This is a genomic window from Sphingobacterium nematocida (assembly GCF_900168125.1).
GTDB classification, from domain to species: Bacteria; Bacteroidota; Bacteroidia; order Sphingobacteriales; family Sphingobacteriaceae; genus Sphingobacterium; species Sphingobacterium nematocida.
In genome coordinates, this window is sequence record NZ_FUZF01000017.1 from 41401 (window position 1) to 61819 (window position 20419).

Genomic DNA, 20419 nt, shown 5'->3' on the forward strand with positions numbered 1-20419 from the left:
GAATCTTAATAATAAATGATAGAAAATGAAGTATTTTAAAATTTTTATAATCTGGGTTTATAGTATGTGCTGCTTTTTAGCCTATGCACAGAAGAGTAGTGCTGTAGATCTGTCTAAAGCTTTGCAGGTTGGTGATACTTTTGTACCCCCAAAATCGGTGAAGCTCATACGTGGCAGTGAAAGTAAGATAGACTGGAATGCATTGGAAGACAAAGTTGTGTTGCTGGATTTTTTTGCCACAACCTGTGGTACCTGTATACAGATCATGCCACATCTGCAGGAACTGGAAAAAGAGCTTGAAGGCAAATTTAAGGTGCTGGTGGTTACAGTACAGGATAAGCGAACGATGATCGATTTTTTTAAAAAGAACGGTTACCTTAAGGAGCATAATGTCAATCTTCCGGTTATACATAGTGACGATTATCTAAAAGACTTATTTCCTCACTTAACGATTCCTCATTCCGTACTATTATATAAAGGAAAGGTACAGGCTATCACCAAAGATGGGTTCGTTAATAAAGAGAATATACTCAAACTCCATCGTCAAGGGCAGATTACACTGCCGCTTAAAGATGACTTTGGAAAGGGCGAGATGTTGGCAAAACTAGGTGACGGAAATATAGGACTGACTGCCGGGGTGATATTTTCGGGATATCAAGAGGGGGTTGATTATCAACCGTGGCAATTCGATCAGGATACGTTGACGGGATTGTATAAGAGTTCGCTATATAATGCCAGTATGTATGGAGCACTGTTAAGCTTAGCATCTAAAGCTAAAATTAAAGAAAGTTATGTCCCAAGATTTGATCGCGTGATTTGGAAGGTAAAAGATTCCACCAAGTATGAGAATTTTTCGGAACAACCTAGTGATGTATGGCTTTTGGACAATGCAGTTTCTTATGAACGTTATGATAAAAAAAATCGCCCTGATTCTATACAGGCCCGTATTATCTTGAACGATTTTGTAAATCTCTACGGTGTAAGGGCTTATAAAAGTACGAAACGGATGCCCTGTTTAGTGTTAAAAAACTGTCCTGTAGTGAATTACATTGAAAAAGACGCTGGGGGTAAAATGACATATATGGGGACTACGGTGCTAGTTAGTTTTCTGGATTACGTAAACAAGTTCCCACCTGCGGTGGATGAGGTAAATAAGGATATAAAAATACGTCTCGGTACCTACGAAACTTTGGATGATCTGAATAAGCAATTGGCCGTCTATGGTATAAGAGGTGATGTTGAAGAAAGGGAAATAGAAGTTCTTTTAATTGAAGAGGTGGATTGATAACAGCAGAAGGGTATGGCTCATCACCATACCCTTTAATTTTATTTGATTTGACAAGATGCCAAACCGCTTAACGTCGTTTTAAAAACACGTTCGCGGTATTCGTCTGATTCTGCAATGCCTGCACCATTTCTAATGCAATAGCAGTATCGAGAACAGGTTCTGAATTGCTATCTTCTTCTGCCTGGATTGCGCAAAGTTGCTGACGCGGAGTCGAACAATCCGAAGGTGCAGATGATCCATAGAGCGTGTAATCGCTCGGGCTAGCTGGATCAGAACCTGTATAGTGAAACCATTTTAGTGCCATAATATTGAAATTACGTTACTTAAATTTATGAATTGCTCCGTATCCACTGGCTGTTAACTTAAGATCTCACAGTTATAACCGATCTCATTGCGTCCAATTTTTCGGATCAGTCATAGGCCCTTTCTTTGCCTCTCCCGAGGACTTTGCCAAAGATGACGTCAGGACTCCTTATTGGTCATCTCGTTAATGTCTTACCGCCTCACGGGTATACCGCGAATCTACGCCGTATCCGTTTGAATAGTGGCCGGTAGCAAAAGCTTCGATTTCTACCACCTAAGCACGGCATAGGGTAGGTCTGCCCCCATGAGGGATGGCCTATAGCTACGGAGGCTATCCGCAAGGCGCTGTGTCTGCCTGCTTGTGCTGTACCTGATGGATGATATGTCGCTACTGCTGTCATTTTTTTCTGTTATTGTCTTTAGCAAAGATAGAGACGATGTGGAGGGTGATTGTTGTAAGAGTCCGGAAAATAGGTTGTAAAAATCCGTGTGCAGGGCAGATGTACATTCATATAGGGTACTCGCTGGGACGTAGGCCGTATTTTTTTAGAAACGCATTGCTAAACGCTGGGATGTCATGATAGCGTAGTCGGTAAGTCACTGTCACAACGGGTATACCAGCTCGGAGGAGTAGGGCGGCACGTTCTAGTCTTTTGTCGTTAATGTATCCTTGTAGGCTTTGCTGCTGATAGAACTTTTTATGCATTTTACTCAAATGATCTTTGTCGATATGGTATAGATCGGCGATTCGAGCTATTGAAGGGATTTCCTTCTCATTGTCCACTAAGCCATTGATATATTGACGTACCGCTTTTATTGTTTCTTCTATACCTCGCGGAGCTGGGTTCATGCCTGCTTTTTGTCGATCGTGGGCGCTCTGCAAGCGCCCCACAGCCCCATAGATATTGGTATCCTGTTGGATGCCTTTTATATTGGGCTGCTCTAATATGTAATAGAGCTCGGTAAGCATCTCGGGCGTGATGGGCGCTGGCGTACTACGGTATAGGCGATTTGGTAGCAGGATCTGGGACATATCCGTTGCCGAGGGTATCTGGGTATCACGATGTTTGTCGAGCCAGTCGGTCACGATATTGTACCCCACGATAAGGTGGCGACCTGGGGGGACATAGCTCAAGAAGTCTCCACAAGCGGCATAGACCTGATGCTGATAGTCCTCGGGCAGCAGGAGTCCTTGATCTGCTACTTCATCAATGCCGTAACCGCCCTGTAGCATATACTGCCAGTGTATATCGGGATGCCTGATCGATACCGGTAGGTACAGGGGCTCCTTGGCCTCGACCTCAATGCAGTAGGGCAGGATGTACTTGCTCTTGTACCATTGGATACAGCACCAGCTGTCATCGATATACCAGCTCTTGGCCTCGCCATAGGCCATACGATAGCTGCTACCTCGCGGTAGTTCGCGACTCTCGCGGGCATGGGGGTAGTAGCGCTGGGGCTGGACAATGAGGCTTCGTATCATAACTGTTGTTGGAATAAGGAAATACCTCATCCCAGATACGAATATAATTTAGGGAGCTTTTGGCGACTAATTGTGGGATGAAAAGGTGCTTTTTAGGGATGAACGCCGGCGGAATAGGGATGAATTGGGTGTCCAGTATCCATCCGTCTATAGCGGTGCGTATGCGATTGGGTCCGAGCAGCCTCACGGCAGGCAGTAGGTTCAGTACATTGGCCTGCGTGTTGGCAAATTCTGGATTGTTAAAATTCTGCTTCATATGAGTTTTGTTTATTTATGGGTATTTGTTCTGATGTGGATGAGATCGTGGCACTCGGTTTGATTTTTATATGTGTAATTTGTTCGTTCAAAATTAAAAACTGTGTCTTTCGATTATAATGGGTTTGAAGGAGCAAAAGTGCCGAGGTACACGAAAATGTACCTCCGTTTTGGCCTATTACGTGCACTGGAGGAGACGAAGCGCCCTGGACGTGTGTTATTTGCGCACAGGGTCGCGCGCAAACTCAATGGACTGGTAGCTTATCTCCGCGGATTTGTCGAGCGTGGAGAAGTCGGACTTATCCATGGACTGTGCGATTTCCATCATAGACTCCACTGTTTTCTCCTTGGTGTTTTCTTACCATCGCTATGGGAAAATGCTTGTTCGACTGTTATTCGATAGTTCTTCGGCTGTTATTCGACACTGCTTCGACACTGCTTCGGGACTGCTTCGGGACTGGTTCGGGACAGCTTCGGGAGGTGTTCGGGTGCTGTTCGAGTCGGCTTCGACTGTTGTTCGACTGGGAGTCGAAGCCGACTCGAAGGGTTGTCGAAGCCCAGTCGAACAAGGGGATAGGCAGGGGATACTATGTCCCGATGCAATCTGCAAGCGAAGCACATCACTTACCGAAGCCGACTGCAATATTCAGGAACAAAATGGCTTTTTATAACCTATCGTTGGAACGGGCTGTTCCGTTTAGTTCCATTCCGTTCCATGTTTTTCCATTACTTTATATTTTTTAGGATATGTGCCTAGTTTAGCTGTTGATATCACGAAATAGTTTGTATGCATACGATGGTTTAACCGTTTAAAAAAAACAAAGAAATGGCAAGATTTTTAACATAGAAATGCAGTTTTACAGATTCTTACGAAAACAATTTTTTGTGATTATTTGTATAATTATTGGATTCGACAGTGACTGCAAGTCTAGGTATACGAAATATGCGGTTAATAGATTTAATAAAACAAGATAACGAAAATGAAAACTTTATTTAAAATAGTGACTTGTCTAATGTTGGTTTTTGTTGTGATATCACCCTCATTTGCACAAGAAAAACAAGATGTAATCTATCTTTTGGACGGAAGTCAAAAAAAGGGAAAGGTAATCTCTGTCGGGGATGATATTGTGAAGTTTTCCTACCCTGGTGAGGAAGTGCAATATGAATTAAAGAAACAGGGTATAAGCAAAATACAATTTGCCAATGGTAGAGAAGAAGTCTTCAATAATGTTGCTGCCAGTGGAGAGGGGGTAATGACCGCATCTTCCGTTAACAATGCGAGTATCTCAACAAATAATTTACTAGCTGTCGTACCATTTGAGATCGTAAGTAACGATCAGTCGCTTACTACAGATGGAATGCGTCGTGAAATCCAACAATCCTGTGTAGAGGCCTTGGCCTCAAGACCTTTTTCGTTCCAGATACAGGATCTGCGGACTACCAATTCATTATTAGCGAAGGCCGGAATTGCTATGGTTGATATAGCTAACCATACCCCCGCGGAGTTGGCAAAATTACTCGGGGTGGGGTATGTTGTTTTTGGTATGTATGATATAGAAAATAAAGGAACTTCCAGTTTCGGGTCTTCTGTTGGAACCTATAACGATAAAAATAAGGATAATAAAACTAAAGGAACAGTAGTGAATTCCAATAATTCTTACACGACTACTTCATATGATACAAAAGTACAACTGTCGATCTATGACTCTAATGGAAGACAGCTATTCTCCGATACTCGAAAACCGTTTATGGGTAGTTTAGATTCATATAAAGGGGCATTAAAGACTTTGGCTAAGAGAATTACTTTGAAATAAGAGTAAAAAAAATAGATCCATTTAGTCTAATTTTAGGATAGATGGATCTAGTACTTTTAAAGCGCTTCCACATTTCGGAAGCGCTTTGTTATAGTTATACTGTCTTTTATCTTTTATCCCACCATACTTTGGATAGGAATGAGTCGCCGTTGCTCATACGACTTACGGCTTCTTTGTAATTTGTTTGGTTCAACTCGGCTTCTTCGCTGGAGTAGATGCCGCGTCTCGGGATTTGCCCATTGGTAGATCCAGGATTCGGTCCAGGGGTAAGTTGAGGATAACCTGTTCTACGCCATTCTGCAAATGCCTCCATATTGCGCCCAAATAAATGTATCCACTTTTGTGTGCCTATCTTTTCCATCTTTTGCGTATCATTGAGATTGGTGAAGCTCAATGTATTTTGCTCATAGGCAGTAGATAGTGTCGTAAGGTTGTAAGGAGGCAATGCAAAGGCTGCCTTCACCCCATCAACAAATAAACCATGGGCCTGACTATTGGTCGCGCCCCAGCCCAAGAGTGCTGCTTCAGCTTTGTAAAAGCAGATGTCTGAATAGGTCAGCGCATAGCTTGGAATGGGAGCAAAGGTCAGACTAAACCAAGTATTTCGATTGGCTGTAGAGTAGTTTGCACGGATCAGCTGTGAGAGCTGATTATCTGTAAGAGCGACACCGATGCCCTGATAGGTGGTGGTTCCACCAACAGTAACGGGGTGGGCTAATATAGGAAGACGAGCGTCGTCGTAGGCCTTGAGCTTGTCGACCAGGGTATTAGCTAAATAGCGGAGATCGGCACTACCAGTCGTAAACTGTCGTAAAATCGGGTTTTGATTTTCGGCCTGCGCGTTGTTGAAAGTAGCTACTGCGGCATTATCGGCATTGCTCGACAGCAACCCGTAACTGGATGATAGGGCAGAGACTACAGTTTCTTGAGCTAGGCCTGCGTTGGCGTATCTCATGCGCATACCAATACGTAGTTTAAGTGAATTACCAAATTTTTTCCACTTATCGATATTGCCTCCATAGAAAAAGTCTGCTGTACCGTAGCTGGCGTCAGCAGCCGTTAACTTGGCTAATGATTGATCCAACCGTTGCACTAATGCGGGATAGATATCTTCTTGCTTGTCAAATTTTGGTGTACGGTTTATCGCACTACTGTTTTGTGTAACCTCGGAGAACGGAACGTCACCGAAAAGATCGGTAAGGCGTTGGTAGAGGTAAACTTCGTATATCTCGGCAATAGCTAGCTTGCTGCGACCTGCCGGATCATTTTCTAAGCCTTTGAGCTCTTGCTTGATCTGGATAATGTTGCGCAGCAATTGGAAGTGCTGGCTCCATATCAGGTTTTCTGGTCCTTCAAAGTAACGCGATACAGGGACTACGGGACCGCCGGCCCAATGCTGTACCCAAGATCCAAACTTGTTGTTTGGAAGTTCGCCCGACTCTTGGAAGGTGCCATCGCGGAGGATACGGGACAATAACAACGCTGGATCCACGGTAGTGACCGAGGTAGGTGGCGTATTAATACGCTCGAAATCTTTGGTACAGGAACTGTTGCTCAGGATGATGGAGGAGCCTATACCGAAAAAAAGAATATTTTTGATGATATGTGTTTTCATTTTGATTATCATTTTATGGATTATAGACCGATGTTAAGATTAATACCGAAATTACGCATCATAGGTAGTGAGGTTGACTCGATACCGATAGATGAGTTATGTACATTAAATGCAGCAGATTCGGGCGAGAAGCCATCTGTCTTGCGTTGGAAATAGAAGAGGTTACGACCGTAAAATCCGACTTTGATATTGCGTACTACATGATGTGGCATCCATTTCTTTGGGAGGCTATAGGATAGCGCAATCTCACGCATAGCGATATAACTCATATCATTGATCATCTCTTCAGAAACCATTACTTCTTTGTCGCTAGCTACCATATTCCAGTAATCCTGCGCCGTAACCTGTTTGCTATTCTTAACTCCGGTACTGCTCCATTGTCCGTTTCCGTCGGCTACTGCTACCATTCCGTCAGCTACGTATGTGCCATCCCGCCCTTCAAGAGTCTTTTTGCTGGTACCATATATTATCTGTTCGCGGTTTGATTGGGAGAAGATAATCCCACCTTGACGGATATCTACAAGGGCATATAGACTGATCCCTTTATAGTTGAATGTATTGCCAAATCCGCCGATCCAATCCGGTTGTGCATTGCCTAGGTCTGTTTCTACCCGTCCTGTGGTACGCAATGGTAATCCTGTGTTTGGATCGATTAGACGATTGCCCTGATCGTCTTTGATCCAGGCAAACTGAGTGCCTTTTAGCTGGCCAAAGGGCTTGCCAACCTCAGCAACCACATTGATACCTCTATCGGTCCCCAATAGGAATACATCTACACCTGGATACAGCGACTCTACTTTATTGCGGTTGCGATTAAAGTTGAACTGGCTTGTCCATTCAAAATCAGCTGTTTTGATAGGTGTACCACTAATGACAAACTCAAAACCCTTATTGGATATTTCACCTGCATTTATACGGTTTTTAATATATAAACTGGAAGGTGAAATCGGCACATCCAAAATTTGGTTTTTGGTACGTGCTTGATAGTAAGTAAAGGAGAATGACAATCTGTTCTGCAGCATACGTAGGTCTAAACCGGCTTCGATAGAGGTCGTAAGCTCATTTTTAAGATTTGGATCTGGTATAATCTCGGTATAGGAGGCCATAGGGATACCACCGTGTGTGAATTGATTAAGGGAGTAGGCGCCTGTCAACTGGTAGGGATTTCCTGAGCTGCCGGCCTGTGCCCACGATCCACGGATCTTGGCGTAAGATAAAACAGACGAACGCCACTTAAAGGCATCAGTAAGAACTAAACTACTGCTCACCGATGGGTAGAAAAAAGAATTGTTGTCTTTGGATAATGTTGAAGACCAGTCATTGCGCGCCGAGAAGTCAACAAACCAGTAGTCTCGGAAGCCAAATTGGCCCGAAAGGTATGCGGAGTTGATCTGAGACTCGACCAGATCAAATAAATAGGAATTTGTAGTGGTGTTGTTTATAACGAATAGGTCGGGTACGACAAATTGATTACCCGTATTGCCCGTCATACGGAAATAGCGACTTTGATGACTGGCTCCGAGGTTAAAGCTTAACTTGATATCATCTGTGGCCGAGAAATTTGAGCTCGCCAAGATATCGTAATTGTCTTCGCGCGAGCGTAATACTTCTTCGCGCATATCACCCTTCTTATTCAAACTTTGATAGGTGTTAATCGGACGGTAGCGAAAACGCTGATCGGTATAGAAGTCGGTACCTCCAGTAGCAGAAAGTTTAAGCCAAGGATAGAAATCGTAACTGAGACGGAGCATACCGATAATACGGTCTCTGCGGTCTTCGTTGTGGTTTTCGTTGATCGTCCAAAAAGGATTGGCTGTAGAGCTGTTGGTCGCGTAGGTTTTTTCTAAGCCTTCGTATATGCCTGAAAACCCAAGTTGACGGGTTACCTCATTGGCCGTCCATTTGTACTGCGATGCGATGTTGTTTCCTAAACTACGGGGTTGACTGATAAATAGATACGCCGGGTTATCGGATGCATCCGATAGTGTGGGTCTATTTTCAGCTTGTTGCATAATGTAGTTGGCTTTGATGTCGATATGAAATTTATCTGTAATCTTACCTTGGGTACGTAGACCAAAATTGTTGCGATTCAAGGTATTGGTCGGTATATAGCCATCTACATTGGTGTTGGCAAAAGAGAAACGGTAATTTAGTTTTTCATTGCCGCCATCTACACTGAGGTTGTTGACCCGTTGTTTTTCGGTCTGAAAAAATGTTTGGTAGGTGTCCGGTTCTGGGTTGAGCTGTAGAATATTGCCATACATGTCTTCGTAAGTTTGGCCTTCCATACGTGCTCCCCAGCTCGCTCGAGTGGTGCGGTCACGTCCGGCCGACATCTTGGGCGTACCTGCAAAATTATTGGCTATTGCCTGGCTCATCGGCACGATGGTACCGTCGTCTTTTCGAAAATGGGTAAATGTACCATTGAGCCCCTGACCATATTCGTTTTGAAAATCTGGAAGAACCAATGCATTTCCAATAGCGTAATCGCTGTTGAACTGAAAAGAAGTCTTACCTGCTTTTCCTGATTTTGTTGTGATTAGTATTACACCATTGCTACCGCGCTGGCCGTATAATGCAGCTGCGTTGGGTCCTTTTAACACAGACATACTCTCGATATCGTCAGGATTGATATTGCCGATACCATCGCCATAGTCGGTTCCTCCGGATTGACTCGGGGCAGAATTGTTCTGATTGTCAATAGGTACCCCATCAACCACGTATAAGGGCTGGCTATTGCCGATCAATGAGTTATTGCCACGAATGACCACTTTGGCTGATCCTCCTGCTCCCGATGCCGCGCGGCTTACCTGTACACCTGCTACTTTTCCGGATAATGCATTGGCAACGTTGCTTTCTTTACCTTGGGTTAGTTCGTCTCCCTTTAACTCGGCAACGGTATAACCTAATGCTTTTTTGTCTCGTTTGATACCAAGAGCAGTAACCACTACCTCTTCAAGATCTTCTGCTTCTTGATCAAGTGTGATGGAAATGGCAACTTTATCTTTGGCACTAATGTTATAATTGCTCAATGTTTTGGGTTTGAAACCTAGCGAATTGAGCTTGATATTGTACCCCTGTCCCTCAGGGATACGGTCAAAGCTAAATGTACCGTCTTCTTTGGTGGTGGTAGCTTGACGGAATGAGGTGGAGGGGTTTTCTATGGTTACGGTAACCGAAGCCAAACTTGCGCCTTTGCTATCGCGGACCACACCGCTGACAGTTGCTGTCGATTGGGCCATCGTCACGTGACTGCAGACACTGACCATTCCCAATAGGCCTAATCGGAGTTTCCAATGGAGACCAGGGCTTTTTAACTGGAGGTGAAGCAGGGTAAGTAGTTGCTTCTTGTTTGGTAAATACTTGTTCATATTTAGTTGTTTTTAATGTTTATTACTTTTTGGTGTACGTAATGTTAGTATGGTGTAAGTAGTTTATTTCTTTGATAATATCTTGGTATACGTCATTAGATTCTCGAAATGTACCACTGTAATACTTGCCATCGAGACTCTGGGTAGGGTATTGTAGGTCTATGCCATAGTTTTGATTCAATATGCTGACGACATCTTGTAACGCAAGATTCTTAAATTGTAGACGATGTGATTGCCGAACAAAATAGGCTTCACGATTTTCTTTAGAATTGTTTATTTTTTTCTCTTGAATGATCTGACCCTGCTGATGATTGATAGTGACTTCTTCCATCGGTTTAAAAGTTTTTACGACAGCACTGGAATCTACTTTGCGTTTGGACGTTACCTGGATTACACCCTCGAGCAACTGAACACGGGTTTCGGCGGAGGTGAATTCATCTACAATAAATATAGTGCCTAATGCAGTGGTTACAATGCCCTTGGATAGGACGCGGAAAGGCTTGGTTTTGTCTTTGGCGACTTCAAATTTGGCACGACCCTTTAGGTGTATTGTTCGTTCAGAGAGTAGATTGAAGTCTTCGGCATAGCGAACTTCTGACTGCGGATACAGGGTGATTGTGGTGCCATCGCTAGCCGTGAGGACCATGTTTTCATAGCCTGAGTTGATATAGTAAAGATTGGCCGTCGATAACTCTGGATTATTTTGGACGGTTAATAATGTAGGTTCAGACTGAGGCGTAGCTGGCGTATATTGGTATTTGTAGATACCGAAGACAATTAGGAATATAGCTGCCATACTGGCCGCTACACGAATATATAACATCGGAATTCCGGCCTTTGGACGAATCTGTCGTGCTAAGCGTTCATAGGCATCATCTTGACCTTCGTAGGAGTTGTCTATCGGACTATTTTCCCATTCCTCTTCGGGGAAAAAATCGTCGAGTGCTGTGGGATCCTGCTCCAACAGACTTTCGATAGCTGAAGCTTCGGCAGTGGTACATTCCCCCTTTAAATAGCGATCTACGAGTAGTTTGGTTATTTTCATCGTAATGAATACGACGCAAAAAGCAAATACCCCTAAAAGAAAATAAAAATAATAATGAGTAGGGTAAGAAAGTGATAGAAAGCTCGTCTTAGGGTTTGAAGAGCAAGAGAAATATGGTTTTCTACCGTCTTGGGCGAAATGGAGAGTTGCTGCGCAATCTCTTTGTAGCTCAGGTTTTCAAAACGACTCATCCGGAATATTGTTCTTCTTGCTTTAGGCATCCGATTGATAACATGCTCTAAGTGTTGTTCGAGTTCTTTGACCCGATATACCTCTAATGGAGTATGGTCGTAACTGATCGGTAAATCGGATTCAAGGGTATGCGTACGCCGACGGCGTTCTTCTTTGACAATGTCCAGCAGTACACTTTTGGCGATACAAAAAAGCTGGGTTTCAATTTTGATATCAAGCTTTTTGTGATAGAGATTGTTCCACAGCTTTATAAATACCCGTTGTACGGTTTCTTCTGCAATATAAGTTGATGCGGTTTTGGATAGGGCGTAATGATAGATCTTCCTGTTCCAGACCAGAAATAGTTCTTGAAAAGCAACTGGTGTTATAGCGTCGTGTTCACTCATGTTTTTAGACATCGAATGTTTGCCGAAATTAGCCATTAAAGCTGTTTTTAGATGACGCACACCTGTTAAGTTTATATGAAGTTTGTGTGAATTGGTATGTTAAGTTAGTAATTAAAAGTTAAAAGGTTAAAATTTTATTTTATTTCAACTGAATAGAAAAGGCTCAACTCACATTTCTACCATAGTATCTTTCGCTACCCATATCTCTTTCAGTCATGTGTCCATCAAAAGAGGGAAAAGGAGTTGTGTTGTGTTAATAAATTTAATTATGTTAAATAGAGTGATGTTGTATGACAGATTACCATAGCTAGATTACGCGATAGGTGTAATTCGTCTTTGCGAGGATCCAGCCAGTAGGTGGAGACGAAGTAATCTTAAAAATGGCTTTACGATATATAGCTTATAGATCGGTTTGCTACACATCTGCCTTCGGCGGTCGTAGCCTCGCGATGACAACATAGTTTATAAACCGAGCTTGCGAGCTCACTACTGTTCTCGATAAACCGATGCTAGGAGCTTGACGAAGATAATCGGGGCACGGCGAAAAGACGATAACATTTACTTTTGGAAATGACCGCAGCCAGATAGTTGGGACATTACCTTGGTAGGGAGTTGCTATGATCTCTTGCCAACGCCAGCAGCTGTCCGCTGTCCAACGGGATATACAATACGCTTAGGTGAGGTGAATGCTGTGCGAGGAAGTGGCCTAGATTAATTATAAAGGAGAGATAGCGAGAGCGGCTTTGAACCGTAGAAAATGAAAGGAAATCCTCTGTTTTTAGCATTGCGAATTTTGTAATAACCCTATTTTTGATATTTCGTTAAAGTAAAATTGTATTATTAATCAGTGTGTTTGTGTTTTTTATATAATGTTTAAATGTATATAAAGTAATACTTTATGTTATGCTTTTTTCAGACTTAGCTTATGGCCTGGATTTGGGTTAGGAGTCGATTATTTTGTACTTGATCAATACATGATTAGCTTTATTATTTGATTATCTTTGTGTAGATTATAACGTGTGAATTATGGTAATTGTGAAACATTATCCATTGGGAGATTTGGCTATTGTGCTGTCTTTTGGTGACAATATTTCGGAAGCGGTTAATGCGCAGGTCCGGAGGGTTGCTGCTGCGCTCGACACCTACAGTAAGCCAGGTATCCTGGAATATGTTTCTGCCTATACAACGATCACGATTTACTATGATCCCTTGATTGTGGGGTATGAAGAGTTGTTCGAAACTTTACAAAACCTGTTAGAAAGTACACCTGATCTAGAGTCGTTCCCTATTTCGGAGAAGGAAATCCCTGTCTACTATAATGGCCCTGATTTGTCATATGTGGCTCAGCAAAATGGACTGAGCGAAGCTGAGGTAATCCAAATACATAGCAAAAGAGAATATCTGGTATATATGATGGGTTTTGTACCCGGATTTCCTTATTTGGGAGGCATGGATAGTCGGATCGCGACTGCACGTAAACAAGTACCTCGATTGAAGATCGAAGCGGGGGCGGTGGGGATAGCGGGCGAGCAGACGGGGGTATATCCTATAGAGACTCCCGGAGGCTGGCAGATAATCGGACACACACCGCTACAATTATTTGATAGGGATCGCGACAAACCATCCTTTCTAGAGGCCGGGGATCGGGTACGTTTTGTGCCGATTGATAAGGAGGAATTTGATCATTTGAAGGAGTATCACTATGGGCATTAGGGTGGTTAAAGCAGGTTTGCTGACCAGCATACAGGATTTTGGAAGGTTTGGGTTCCAGCGATACGGAATGGCGGTTTGTGGTGCGATGGATACTTTGGCGCTTCAGCTGGGGAATATCCTGTTGGGCAATCGGGAGGGAGAAGCAGGAATGGAATGTACCAGCCTGGGGCCTACGCTTTATTTTGAGCGGGGACAGCTGATCTGTATCACGGGTGCCGATCTGTCTCCAACCGTGGAGGGTGTGCCTGTAGCGATGTGGAAACCTATATTCATACCAGAGGGAGGAGTTCTTTCTTTTGGAAAGCCTAAATCGGGCTGTCGCAGTTATATCTGTTTTTATCGTGGACTACAGGTGCCTGAGGTATTGGGTAGTAAATCTACCTATATCAAAGGGAGGATAGGTGGATGGAAGGGGCGTGCCTTGAAAAAGCAAGATCAGATTGGGTTTTGTAGTCCTTATGTGGGAAGACAATCTGAAGTCCGGTGGTCTATGGATCTGTCATTATATACGGATCTTTCTAATCGGACTATCCGGGTAATGGCGGGACCTCAGTTCGAACGCTTTGATCACAGTGCTCTTTTGGATTTTCTGTCTAATCCTTTTACGATAAGTCAAGCATCGGATCGAATGGGATACAGGTTGGAATCCAGTCCGCTGCATATCAAGGATCAGGAGGAGTTACTTTCTTCTGCGGTGACTTTTGGTACGATTCAGGTGCCGCCTCAGGGAAATGCAATCGTACTGATGGCCGACCACCCCACTACTGGAGGCTATCCTGTTATAGGTCAGGTGGCCGCAATAGACCGACCGTTGTTGGCACAGATGGCTCCGTTGGATCAAATCGAATTTGACTTGATTACATTGGCCGAGGCGTACGAACTGCTGGCCGATCAGAATAAACGATTAAATCAATTAAAAAGAGCTATAGCATTTAAGTATGACCAGTAAATATACCGTAGATCTAAACTGTGACATGGGCGAAAGTTTTGGCCCCTGGACAATGGGGAATGATAAGGCGATATTGCCGTATGTGTCTTCCGTGAATATTGCCTGTGGTTTTCACGCAGGAGATCCTTCTACCATGATGGATACCATACAATTGGCAACCAGATATCCTATACATATTGGTGCACATCCAGGGTTTCAGGATCTGCAGGGGTTTGGACGACGGGAGATACAGACTACGGCACGGGAGATATATGGATTGATGGTTTATCAGATTGGTGCGCTTGGAGCCTGTGCGAAGGCACTAGGGACATCCATAAAGCATGTCAAACCGCATGGCGCACTCTATAACATGGCTGCACGCAAGCGAGAGTTGGCGGAAGCTATTGCACAGGCGATCTATGATGTGGACTCTAGCTTGATTTTATTTGGGTTATCAGGTACCGAGTCGATCAAGGCGGGGAGGGATAAAGGGCTGACGGTGTACAGCGAGGTCTTCGCAGATCGAACTTACCAGGAGGATGGCACATTGACTCCGCGATCGAATGTAGATGCGGTGATTCGGGATCATAAACAGGCTGTTGAACAGGTGATTGGCATGGTGAAGACTGGAAAAGTACAATCGTTACAGGGTACCGAAGTCGGTATCCAGGCGGATACGATCTGTTTGCATGGAGACAATGCGGATGCGATCTTCTTCGCTAAGGAAATAAATGAAAAATTAAAGGCTGAAGGAATAGAAATCCGATGAGACAAAAGAACACTTCTGCGCTCATTGGAGCAGCATTGCTAATGGCGACATCAGCTATTGGCCCAGGTTTTTTGACACAGACTACGGTTTTTACGAAATCGTTGGGTGCTAGTTTTGGTTTTGTCATATTGGTATCTATCCTGATAGATATTGGCGTGCAGTTAAATATTTGGCGCGTTATAGCGGTTTCTGAAATGCGCGCCCAGGATATTGCGAATAGGCTCTTACCAGGGTTAGGGGGACTTCTCTCGCTGTTGATTATCCTCGGGGGATTGGCCTTCAATATCGGGAATGTCGCAGGAGCTGGTTTAGGCTTGGAGGCATTGTTCGGTATACCGGTTACTACCGGCGCTGTATTGTCGGCATTTATGGCGATTGCGGTATTTGTAAACCGGCAGATCGGAAAGGCAATGGACCGTTTTACCCAAGTGATGGCGGGCATTATGATTCTTGCTATTATATATATCACGGTTATTGCTGCCCCTCCGGTAGCAGAGGCAGCGCTCAGAACGGTAATGCCCTTGGAGATCGACTTTGTCGCTATTATTACCTTGGTTGGAGGTACCGTAGGTGGCTATATAACCTTTGCCGGTGGTCATCGGTTGATTGATGCCGGTGTAAAGGGGCAAGAGGCGCTACCCGAAGTGAGCAGAAGCGCTGTGATGGGAATCTCTGCTGCTTCTTTGGTGCGAATCTGCTTGTTTTTGGCTTCTTTGGGTATCATAGCTCGTGGTTTATCAATTGATGATAGTAATCCTACTGCTTCGGTATTCCAACTGGCAGCTGGAGACTTTGGCTATCGCCTATTTGGCTTGGTGATGTTTGCTGCTGCCGTGACTTCCATTATCGGATCTGCGTATACCTCTGTGTCATTCATCAAATCATTCAGCGCGAAGATTGCTAAAAATGAAAATTGGATTATTATCGGATTCATTCTGATCTCGACCATTGTATTTGTTGCACTGGGCAAACCTGTCAGTCTGCTAATCATTGCTGGGGCTGTGAATGGGATCATATTGCCTATTTCGCTCTCGGTGATGCTTATTGCGGCTTATAAGCCGGCGATCGTCGGAACCTATAAGCAACCACTTGCGCTGACGGTAATTGGAGCTACAATTGTAGTCTTGATGGCATACATGAGTATCCGGGTAATGGTTGATGTGTTGTAAGGATTCGGTATACAGTGTTTTTTAATCGAAACTTTTGTTAAGCTACCTGTTATCACTTTCTTCTTCTTTACCTTCTTCAATTAGGGTATTCACTTCTTGCATCTCGCCGTTATCCAATTCGTCCACACGTTCTTCCTGTTCGTAAGACTGTATATCTATATGAAATGTACAGGACACAGGAAAATGATCCGAGCCGATATCTGGAAGGATATTCAGTTTGTCAATGAAAACCTTAGGACTATGGAATAGTAAATCCAATGGTACTCTAAAGAACCAATATTTGGCATGGAAGGTAGAGAGTACACCTCTGCCAATACGGGCATCGATGAGTTCGCTGGTCTTCCTGAATAGAATGGAACTCTTAGCCCATGCGACATTATTGAAGTCTCCGACGACTACTACAGGTAGTTTATAATCGCGTACCCTTTTGGCAACGCTCAGCAGGTCCCCGTCGCGCTCTTTTGAATTTTCTTCTTCTGTGGGACTAGGAGGCGGTGGGTGTACGCCGAAAAATATAAATCGGTGACCGTCTTTGGTTTCTAGTTCGGCCTCTATGCTAGGGATGTCATCGGCGATAAAATAGTGAGTACTGGCTGTGATTACTTTTAGTCGGGTGTAAAAATGCATCCCGTAGGTATTGTCCAATGTTACTTTTTGAAAATTAGGATAGTTGCTTTCGAGTACGCGAAGCGCCTTTTCCCAGTTACTGTCACTCTCCATCGTTAAAAATAGGTCGGGGTCTTCTTTGTTGATCAGATTGATAAAACGATTATGATCTTTGTTGTATTGATATATATTGCAGGCTATAATCTTTATTTTATCCGAATCTGATTTCGATTTTTGAACTTGAGGTGTCCGCCAGAATTTGGTGTACCTAGCCAGTATATAGAGATGATAGATTATAAGTATTAGCTGCGTAGATTGTATTATCCAAAACCATATCTCTCTTTTTGTCAGGAAAAATAGTGCTGAAAATGAAATGACCTGAAGCACTAGAATTTGAAGTTTGAGAAACTCAGGGACGCGGAATACCCAATGTTGGTTTTGAATGAATGGTAAGATACTGAGGATAATGAGAAGACAAGAAATAATAGTTGTGATCATATACAGCTTTTAGTGTAATTAAGACAACCAAGGTAAATATATTGTTTTCGGAATAAATGGTTTTTAAGGACTAAGAATAGAATGAGCTGATAGATGAGATGGAAAACCCTGACAGAGAAGGCTTCGATTGGATGGAGGTAATAAATATTTTTTAATTAATGCTTTAAATAAAATCAAGTGCTTTGAAATCTTTACCTAATATATCGGGTGCGCTGCTATTGAGCCACTTGTCCAAGATAGTAGCATATACATTTTTAAAATCTACGGTGTATTGAAGATCGCCGCTACTCAGGTTGGAAAGGTCGGGCAGGGGATTGATAATCCCCTTTTGCCGTAGGGCGCCGCTGATGAAGAACATATTGTTTGCTGTACCGTGATCTGTTCCTGCGCTTGCATTTTGGGCTACACGTCTGCCGAACTCGGAGAAGGTCATTATGAGTGTGTCTTCGAAGCGGTTCGATTTTTTTAAGTCATTGATAAATACTTCTAACCCTGCATTTAGCTCTTTAAACAGTTCAGTCTGTCTACCGACTTGTCTTACATGGGTATCAAAGCTTCCTAGTGAAACATAATATACACTGGTATTGATATCGCTGCGGATCAATGAAGCTATATTTTTGAGGTTATTGCCAAATGTGCTGGACGGGTAGTCTGCTTTGCTGGGGTTGGTTTTTGATTTTTCTAAGATATAGTTGGTGCTATTGATCGTGTCACCTAGGATCTTGTACAGATAGCCGGCCATCTCGTGTTCATGCTGGTGGGCTTGGCCAATGTTTTTGTAAAACTGTTCTTGTGATTTTGTATATAGTTTTCTCGGATCTCGAAATGTGCTACCTTGAAAATTTACTCCTTTCAGCGCGAGACTTAAGATATCATCGGTCTCAACAAGTTGTGTCGGGAGGTCGCAGTCTTGGCATTGTCGATCCAGATAGCGGCCAAGCCAGCCTGTGGAAAGGTATTCGTTCGAGTTGCTGGCAGTATGCCAGATATCCATACTCCTAAAGTGTGAACGGTTGGGCTCGGGATAGCCAACATTGTTGAGCACAGCTAGATAACCCTCGTCATGCAGTGTCTTCAGTATAGGAAGATGGGGATTGAGTCCGGCGTCGTCATCCAATCGTAAAGCTTGTTTTTTGCCGATGGCTATCTCTGGTCGACTGCTATAATACAGGTCATTGGTATAAGGTATAATGGTGTTTAACCCATCATTGCCTCCGGTCAGCTGTATGACGATCAATACTTTATGCCTGCCATTGGGTAAGGTGGTTCCAGCCATCGCATTCAAAAATTTAGGAAGGAATAAGCTTGCTGATGCTAGTGCTGTCGTCTGTAAAAACGTTCTTCTTTTGATTAACATGACGCTTTAGTTTTAACAAAGTTGATATTCAGGTAGGTTCATTAGAGCTTGGACATATTCGTTTTTGTCCCCATTGCTTTTACGCTGCAGCAGTGATAGGGTCTCCGCACTGACCGCTGCGGTGCAGATGTATGTCGTGATCGTCGATTCGCTATGCTGGGATAGCCAAGGGGTCCAATCTGAATTGGAAATAATCCTACCGCGATCTTCAATATGTATTAAATCATCTGGATTGGATAGCCCCATAGTGGTGTCATCGTCACTTTTTGTCTTTAAATTGGCCGTTACCGCACCTGCTATAATCTGTGGTAGCTGAAGTCGTACCATCAGCGTACTGCTGTCTAACCAGTTTTTTCCGGATGGCCAGCCTGCAATGCTAGGTGGATTAAATAAAACCTGACCTAATTGTTTTTGCGTTCTATAAAGCAATTGTTCTCCTATTTCGGCAATAGGGGATAATCGTTGCATGCCCACCAACAGTTCGATAGGAGATTTTACCCTGTTGGCTCTATGCTGCGGTTCATAAAACCAGTCGCTGTCAAATATATTCTCCAATAACTGTCGGATGTTATAGTCTTTGCGGAATGATGTAGCCAGAGCTTCAACTCTATGGAAATCGACCGTCTCACTGACGAAGTAACGGTATATCTTAGTAACAATAAAAATGGAGGTCTGGGGATGTTCTAGGATGATGTCAAGGATATCATCGCCATCAAAGTGACCTGCCTGTCCAAGTACCTGCTTTGTGCCATCGTCATGGAATCTGCGGTGGAATGTAAATCTTCCATCTTTTGCGACTCCCCATCCTGTAAATGCTCGAGCAGCCTCCTTGACATCTTTTTCTGTGTAGTGGCCGATTCCCATGGTGAAAAGTTCCAGAATCTCGCGTGCGAAATTCTCATTTGGTGAGCTTTTTCGATTCTGTTGATTATTTAGTGAAAGCACCATAGCTCCTGATTTGCTCACTTCGCTTAACAGGTCGCGAAAATTCCCTAGGGCATGTCTACGGATGCTATTGATAGCATCCTGTTGCAGAAAGCTATTGGGATGACGTATCGCAAAATGATGGTGCCAGAAAAAGCTTATTTTTTCACCCAGTTGATTGGAACTGTTTACCATAGAATGTATCCACTGCTTATTAAATTCTTTGATGTCTTTGGCGCTTTGTTGTCTTACCTTTCTATTCAATATCTCTTTTTCTTCCTTGCTTAGATCCGTACTCGTACTCTTATCGTAATTATCCTGAACGAAGGAACTAGAAGGGGTGATGTCGGAAAGCCCTGATAAACTATTGCTTCTAATGTTTTGCCACAATTGACTGGTTGTTAATTGTTCTATGTTCTGAATGTTAGAAAGGTTAGGGCCGAAGCCACAACGCCATAGTAGATGCAGATTGTTACTTTTATCCATGATAAGGCTTGTTAAAGTAAGATAGTCTATGCTCCTTTAGATATAAATAACAGTAAAAGGTTCAATCTGTTCTTTTTTTTTATTGTTGAGGGGCAAAGGTTGGTTTTTGGGTATATAAAGATGAAGATAGCCACATAATTAGCTTTTAAAATAGAACGTAATTGTATTGCGTGTGAAGGCGAATTTATGTAGGTTTGATAGAAATCAATTGGTAAAG

The 20419-nt window shown here is 43.3% G+C and carries 19 protein-coding genes; 8 read left to right on the plus strand and 11 right to left on the minus strand.

Annotation, left to right across the window (positions count from 1 at the left end):
• Positions 1–25 precede the first annotated feature (25 nt).
• Positions 26–1285: a TlpA family protein disulfide reductase gene (locus B5X76_RS16510; RefSeq protein ID WP_079644812.1), complete on the plus strand. Its 1260-nt coding sequence runs from the start codon at positions 26–28 to the stop codon at positions 1283–1285.
• Between the two features lie 70 nt (positions 1286–1355).
• Here the strand turns inward: B5X76_RS16510 and B5X76_RS16515 are convergent, their stop codons facing one another.
• The 4 genes from B5X76_RS16515 to B5X76_RS22050 form a co-directional block, all read right to left on the minus strand.
• Entirely contained in the window at positions 1356–1592 is a 237-nt protein-coding gene (locus B5X76_RS16515; RefSeq protein ID WP_079644814.1) for a hypothetical protein, read from the minus strand.
• A gap of 199 nt (positions 1593–1791) precedes the next feature.
• Positions 1792–1992, minus strand: coding sequence for a hypothetical protein (locus B5X76_RS21755; protein ID WP_139375361.1), 201 nt, complete (start codon positions 1990–1992; stop codon positions 1792–1794).
• 107 nt (positions 1993–2099) lie between these two features.
• Positions 2100–3074 (minus strand): helix-turn-helix transcriptional regulator, encoded by a 975-nt coding sequence (locus B5X76_RS16520; protein WP_176141115.1) that lies wholly within the window; start codon positions 3072–3074, stop codon positions 2100–2102.
• Positions 2998–3330: a hypothetical protein gene (locus B5X76_RS22050; RefSeq protein WP_176141116.1), complete on the minus strand. Its 333-nt coding sequence runs from the start codon at positions 3328–3330 to the stop codon at positions 2998–3000. Before B5X76_RS22050 ends, B5X76_RS16520 begins: the two co-directional genes overlap by 77 nt.
• Before the next feature lie 102 nt (positions 3331–3432).
• Between B5X76_RS22050 and B5X76_RS21760 the strand changes: the two genes are divergently transcribed.
• The 3 genes from B5X76_RS21760 to B5X76_RS16530 all read left to right on the plus strand — a co-directional run bounded on the left by B5X76_RS21760 (position 3433) and on the right by B5X76_RS16530 (position 5143).
• On the plus strand, positions 3433–3732 hold the full coding sequence (locus B5X76_RS21760; RefSeq protein ID WP_139375362.1) for a hypothetical protein: 300 nt from the start codon (positions 3433–3435) through the stop codon (positions 3730–3732).
• The gene (locus tag B5X76_RS16525; protein WP_079644817.1) at positions 3707–4000 is read left to right on the plus strand and encodes a hypothetical protein; all 294 of its coding nucleotides are present in this window, start codon (positions 3707–3709) and stop codon (positions 3998–4000) included. Before B5X76_RS21760 ends, B5X76_RS16525 begins: the two co-directional genes overlap by 26 nt.
• 309 nt (positions 4001–4309) lie before the next feature.
• Positions 4310–5143, plus strand: coding sequence for a hypothetical protein (locus B5X76_RS16530; RefSeq protein ID WP_139375363.1), 834 nt, complete (start codon positions 4310–4312; stop codon positions 5141–5143).
• Positions 5144–5249: 106 nt separating this feature from the next.
• On the opposite strand, the gene B5X76_RS16535 is transcribed toward B5X76_RS16530, so the two are convergent.
• Genes B5X76_RS16535 through B5X76_RS16550 form a run of 4 tightly spaced genes read right to left on the minus strand, consistent with a single transcriptional unit; the run spans position 5250 to position 11752 of the window.
• The gene (locus tag B5X76_RS16535; RefSeq protein WP_079644925.1) at positions 5250–6758 is read right to left on the minus strand and encodes a SusD/RagB family nutrient-binding outer membrane lipoprotein; all 1509 of its coding nucleotides are present in this window, start codon (positions 6756–6758) and stop codon (positions 5250–5252) included.
• Positions 6759–6778: 20 nt separating this feature from the next.
• Positions 6779–10129 (minus strand): SusC/RagA family TonB-linked outer membrane protein, encoded by a 3351-nt coding sequence (locus B5X76_RS16540; protein ID WP_079644820.1) that lies wholly within the window; start codon positions 10127–10129, stop codon positions 6779–6781.
• Positions 10130–10151: 22 nt separating this feature from the next.
• Positions 10152–11174: a FecR family protein gene (locus B5X76_RS16545; protein WP_079644822.1), complete on the minus strand. Its 1023-nt coding sequence runs from the start codon at positions 11172–11174 to the stop codon at positions 10152–10154.
• A 32-nt stretch (positions 11175–11206) separates the two neighbouring features.
• On the minus strand, positions 11207–11752 hold the full coding sequence (locus B5X76_RS16550) for a sigma-70 family RNA polymerase sigma factor (protein WP_079644927.1): 546 nt from the start codon (positions 11750–11752) through the stop codon (positions 11207–11209).
• 1026 nt (positions 11753–12778) lie between these two features.
• Here B5X76_RS16550 and pxpB point away from each other — a divergent pair.
• From pxpB to B5X76_RS16570, 4 genes are read left to right on the plus strand one after another with little or no spacing between them, the layout of a single operon-like run.
• Positions 12779–13465 (plus strand): 5-oxoprolinase subunit PxpB, encoded by a 687-nt coding sequence (gene pxpB / locus B5X76_RS16555; RefSeq protein ID WP_079644823.1) that lies wholly within the window; start codon positions 12779–12781, stop codon positions 13463–13465.
• Positions 13455–14414 carry a 5-oxoprolinase subunit C family protein gene (locus B5X76_RS16560; RefSeq protein ID WP_079644824.1) on the plus strand — a complete coding sequence of 320 codons (960 nt, stop codon included), beginning with the start codon at positions 13455–13457 and terminating at the stop codon, positions 14412–14414. Before pxpB ends, B5X76_RS16560 begins: the two co-directional genes overlap by 11 nt.
• Positions 14404–15162 (plus strand): LamB/YcsF family protein, encoded by a 759-nt coding sequence (locus B5X76_RS16565; protein WP_079644826.1) that lies wholly within the window; start codon positions 14404–14406, stop codon positions 15160–15162. Before B5X76_RS16560 ends, B5X76_RS16565 begins: the two co-directional genes overlap by 11 nt.
• Positions 15159–16331 carry an NRAMP family divalent metal transporter gene (locus tag B5X76_RS16570; protein WP_079644828.1) on the plus strand — a complete coding sequence of 391 codons (1173 nt, stop codon included), beginning with the start codon at positions 15159–15161 and terminating at the stop codon, positions 16329–16331. Before B5X76_RS16565 ends, B5X76_RS16570 begins: the two co-directional genes overlap by 4 nt.
• 42 nt (positions 16332–16373) lie before the next feature.
• On the opposite strand, the gene B5X76_RS16575 is transcribed toward B5X76_RS16570, so the two are convergent.
• From B5X76_RS16575 to B5X76_RS16585, 3 genes are all read right to left on the minus strand, one after another.
• Positions 16374–17435 (minus strand): endonuclease/exonuclease/phosphatase family protein, encoded by a 1062-nt coding sequence (locus B5X76_RS16575; RefSeq protein WP_217699678.1) that lies wholly within the window; start codon positions 17433–17435, stop codon positions 16374–16376.
• 163 nt (positions 17436–17598) lie between these two features.
• The gene (locus B5X76_RS16580; RefSeq protein ID WP_079644831.1) at positions 17599–18792 is read right to left on the minus strand and encodes a DUF1501 domain-containing protein; all 1194 of its coding nucleotides are present in this window, start codon (positions 18790–18792) and stop codon (positions 17599–17601) included.
• 12 nt (positions 18793–18804) lie between these two features.
• Complete coding sequence (locus B5X76_RS16585; protein ID WP_079644833.1) at positions 18805–20202, minus strand: DUF1800 domain-containing protein; 1398 nt, start codon at positions 20200–20202, stop codon at positions 18805–18807.
• Positions 20203–20419 lie beyond the last annotated feature (217 nt).